Here is a 4,082-nt window from a genome sequence, read left to right as displayed (position 1 = left end):
AGTTGTGGAGGAATTTGACCGTTATCTACATGAAGTCGCCGGTCTTGCTAATTCGACTCGTATATATCGTTGCCGTAATGCCCGTGAGTTTTTAAACTGGCTTGCTTCGTCAGGCTCAACGCAGATATATGCAATACAGTTAACGGACTTGTCTGCGTTCGTGCAGCTTCGCGCAACGCAAGTCTCGCTAGTAACTACTGCCGGAATCGCCTCTTCATTAAACTCATTTATCCGCTTTTTATCAGCGCGTGGATATTGTGAATTTGCGGTAGGTACTCGAGTGCCACGCCCTAAATTGCTTCACCGAACACCAAGCAATAAATCCTTAACAATTTCCAGGAGAGAGAAGCAAACCATGCATTAACGACCGAACTTACGCTGGAATGGGCAAGTCTCGCCCCTTCAGGCTCGTCCATCGCAATTGCCCGCCGCTTTGGAATATTACGCCCGTTCTCACAGTATTTACATCAGCATGGGTTTACCTGCGCCAATAAATATATCTACCTGATTATATTAGTTAAGTTCTTATGATAAAGGTAATGTGTTCGTTTAGCTTGTAAGATTAAGAAGAGGTTATTGCTTTTGTTGTAACGTCTCAACAATATTAGTGGTGCTCGTACCTACTTGAAAAACACTAGGTAGCATCTTCTCGACTGCAATTCCTCTCCTGGTTCGAGGTAATTCAATATTTCCATGCTCAACCTAAGTAAACTAACTTAACCGTTCAACCCAAATATTTTTATTGAATTTGCTGTAAGGATTACTTAAGCCATCACAGAATTAGGCGACAACAGCATCAGCTTTGGCAATATTGTCAGCGTGATTTATTCTACAAAAGCTTGCAAGTTATGGATGTCTTTACCAGTTGTGGAAGTGACCAGCTCGCGCCAAGCTTTATAGTATTGACGAAACAACAAAGGTAAATGGCTTAACGTCATTTGAATTAATCATGGCTTGCCTTGATGAACTCTGCACCAGCACCGGATATTGACAGCCTGTTACCTTGGAATGTTAAAAATAGCTGCAGTTGACTAGATGTTTACAACAGAGCCAATAAAATTAATGGCTCTTGACGCTCTTCTGGATCTGAAATAGAAAAGCTCCTCAAAGGAGGAGCTTTATTATCGTGAGATTTACTTGTAGTACTGATAGCGTCGTTTGGAATTATGCTTCCAACTTTTTGCTAGGTCATACACGTACGCTGGGTAGTCATCCCAAGGGTTAGCCAACGATCTTCCTCGTGCTGCTCGTAACTTGATCGGGTAGCCTCTGCACTCAATCATATGAAGGAAGTAATAACCCTTTTCTTGTTTTGTTGAAAAGTGCTTGTGGGCTGCACTGCGTACGCTTGGATAATACCCCCAAAAATATTGACACTGGCTTTTAATACGTTTTCGGTACTGATGTTTTAGTTTTTTCATTTACCCTCCAGGTTTACATTACCTAGAAGGGATCCTCTGCATAGTAGTTCATTTATCCACCTTATATGTGCTGTCTAACTTAGTCATACATATCAACAGTATGATCATATGAGTGATATTTGTAAAATCATCTTTATTGTTATTTCCTGGTGATAAGTTTACTCAGTCAACTTATCACCAGGAAGAATGTTAAAGCAATACGATATTGAGTTCAGGCGCCAAACCATGAGCGGATAGATGATGGCAGACTAAGCATCGATAATAATAGAGCTAACCGTGAGCCCAGAAAAAGATTTTATACTCCTTTAATCGAATCTCTAGAGGAATTAGGCCTGAATGTTAATTCCCCCGAAAAACAAAGGCATTCAACAGTCTAGTTTTGTAGCTACCTAGGAGCTCAAACGTGCTCGCAATGATCGTGCTGGCACGTCTCTGGACAAAAACGAGCCAGAGCCTTCGCTAAATTAGCAATACGCGGATAATAATGTGTATTACAATGTGGTGGCCAAATCTCCTTGTCCACTACAAATTGTGAGTCAATATATCAATGAATTAAAATGCTTCTATCCTATTCCTGCCATTTTCTTTTGCTTTGTATATCGCCAAATCCGCACGCTTAATAAGTTCATCGATAGAGCCAATGGACTCATCAAGCGTCGCTAAACCAATCCTCACACTGCCTTTCCAATGAGATTGACCCACTTTTACACGTAGCGATTGGATTTTATCGAGCAAGTTTGATGCAAGGTAATGCACCCCTTCCTTGTCAGCATTAGGACAAATAATTAAAAACTCATCTCCTCCTAGACGACTAGCTATATCATCGGTTCTCAGGTTATGCTTTAACGTTTCTGCCAGCTGTAAAAGAACGTAATCGCCTGCATCGTGTCCTTCTGTATCATTAATGATTTTAAAATTATCGGCATCAATCATCATGCAGCTGAGCGCCCCGCTGAATTGAAAGGTTTGCCATAAACTTTCAAGCTCTCGCATGGCAAATCGTCGATTAGGTAAACCAGTAAGGGGATCTGTAGTCGCCAATGCTTCTAATTCTATATTTGCTTTATCAAGTTCAAAGTTTGCATTCTCCAAAGCCAGAGTTCGCTGACGCACTTTTTGCTCCAACTGATTGGTTAGCGCCATCAAGGCATGGTTACGCTCTGAAACTTGACTGAACAAGGCGTTTAGCGCGTTAATACGTGGGCCCCGCACATCATTGCTCAAGTTTACTTCTTTTTCATAGGCTTGCTCGGGGGTGTAACGTAAGCGTCTAGCAAAAGGCACATACCTTTTACCAAGCGGCTGATTTATGTTGTTCCCCTATTTTATTGGGAGACACATAATGAGGACCTTTCGTGATCAACTGCAGTGGCAAGAGCTCATTCTCGCTCAGCAACAAAGCGGCTTAAATATCAGCACTTATTGCCGTAAACATAAATTATCGACATCGAGCTTTTATGCTCACAAAAAGCGCCTTGCATTGACTGAAAGCGCTTTCGTCTGCGCCCAAATCTCACAACATAAAGTCACCGAGCAGCAAGTGACTCAGCTCGAACTCGTGCAGCCACAAGCTGCTATCGCGTTAGAATTTGCTAAAGCCAAATTACATTTGCCTCACTCAACTTCGCCGAGTTTTCTTGCACAACTATTGCGAGAGCTTGCGCCATGAAGATGTTTATCGAGCCTCCTGCCATTTATTTGCATCGTGATGTCGTGGATTTTCGTAAATCCATTGATGGCCTTGTGGCTATTGTTGAGCAAGAACTTGCGTATGATGCTTATACTGGCGCACTGTTTGTGTTTTGTAATAAGGCCAAAAATAAGCTCAAACTGCTGTACTGGGATAAGACGGGATTTGCCCTGTGGTATAAGCGACTTGAAAAGCAAAGATTTAAATGGCCCAGTAAAGTTGACCATCAGGCGTATTGCTTAACTGAGCAGCAGCTTTCCTGGCTGTTATCAGGCTTTGATGTGATTGGGCATCAATCCCTAAACTACCAATCTTTAGCTTAAATGAAACAAATCTGTGCGATCGTTTTGCAGTGAAGGATCGTTGACAGCAAACGTGACACTCATTGATGGTTAACCCCTTATTAAGCTTGCTCTTTCTGATACACTGCAGGCATGAAAACCTTGCCCCATGAATTACCCGACGACCCAGCACAACTCAAGCAAATGCTGCTTGAGTTGCAGCAAACGTTGGCAGAAAAAGATGCCCTGATTGCCGAGCAAAATGCACAAATCCATGAGTTGTTAGCTCAGTACCATGCCAAATTGTCAAAAGAGTTTGCCCAAAAATCAGAAAAACTGCCAGGTGCGGGGGAGGTATTTAATGAGGCGGAAACCGAGTTAGATGCAGAGCAAATCGATACACTTGATGCGCAAGATAAAGCGCTGCTCGCTGAACCGCCTACTTTCGATAAATCATCAAGCCAACCTAAGCGTCAGCCATTACCTGCTGAGCTTCCTCGAGTAGAAGTCATCGTTGATATTGATGAAGACAACAAGTACTGCGACTGCTGCCAAGGGCCGCTGCATCAAATGGGGCAAAGTGATAGCGAGACATTGGAATTCGTCCCTGCGCACATCAAGGTAATTAAAACGATTCGACCGAAATATGCTTGCCGTCAATGTGAGCAACAAGGCATTGAGGTTGCGATA

5 protein-coding genes are annotated in these 4,082 nt (G+C 42.7%); 4 read left to right on the top strand and 1 reads right to left on the bottom strand.

The window, feature by feature from the left end; genetic code table 11:
• Positions 1–364, top strand: a 364-nt coding sequence (locus ACWXWT_RS20045; protein ID WP_456043333.1) for a site-specific integrase, incomplete at its 5' end; no start/stop codon positions are given.
• A gap of 1,609 nt (positions 365–1,973) precedes the next feature.
• On the opposite strand, the gene ACWXWT_RS20040 is transcribed toward ACWXWT_RS20045, so the two are convergent.
• A complete protein-coding gene (locus tag ACWXWT_RS20040) occupies positions 1,974–2,705 on the bottom strand; it encodes a GGDEF domain-containing protein (RefSeq protein ID WP_456043332.1) in 732 nt (243 codons plus the stop codon).
• 58 nt (positions 2,706–2,763) lie between these two features.
• On the opposite strand from ACWXWT_RS20040, the gene tnpA reads away from it, so the two are divergent.
• The 3 genes from tnpA to ACWXWT_RS20025 all read left to right on the top strand — a co-directional run.
• On the top strand, positions 2,764–3,090 hold the full coding sequence (gene tnpA, locus ACWXWT_RS20035; protein WP_456043331.1) for an IS66 family insertion sequence element accessory protein TnpA: 327 nt from the start codon (positions 2,764–2,766) through the stop codon (positions 3,088–3,090).
• The gene (gene tnpB / locus ACWXWT_RS20030) at positions 3,087–3,434 is read left to right on the top strand and encodes an IS66 family insertion sequence element accessory protein TnpB (protein ID WP_456043330.1); all 348 of its coding nucleotides are present in this window, start codon (positions 3,087–3,089) and stop codon (positions 3,432–3,434) included. The genes tnpA and tnpB overlap by 4 nt, the downstream gene beginning before the upstream one ends.
• A gap of 111 nt (positions 3,435–3,545) precedes the next feature.
• The coding region (locus tag ACWXWT_RS20025) for an IS66 family transposase zinc-finger binding domain-containing protein (RefSeq protein ID WP_456043329.1) at positions 3,546–4,082 on the top strand (537 nt) is incomplete at its 3' end.

This window comes from Shewanella sp. A22 (genome assembly GCF_053850585.1).
Note: the sequence above shows the minus strand (reverse complement) of the source record. Positions and strands in the feature narration are given on the sequence as shown.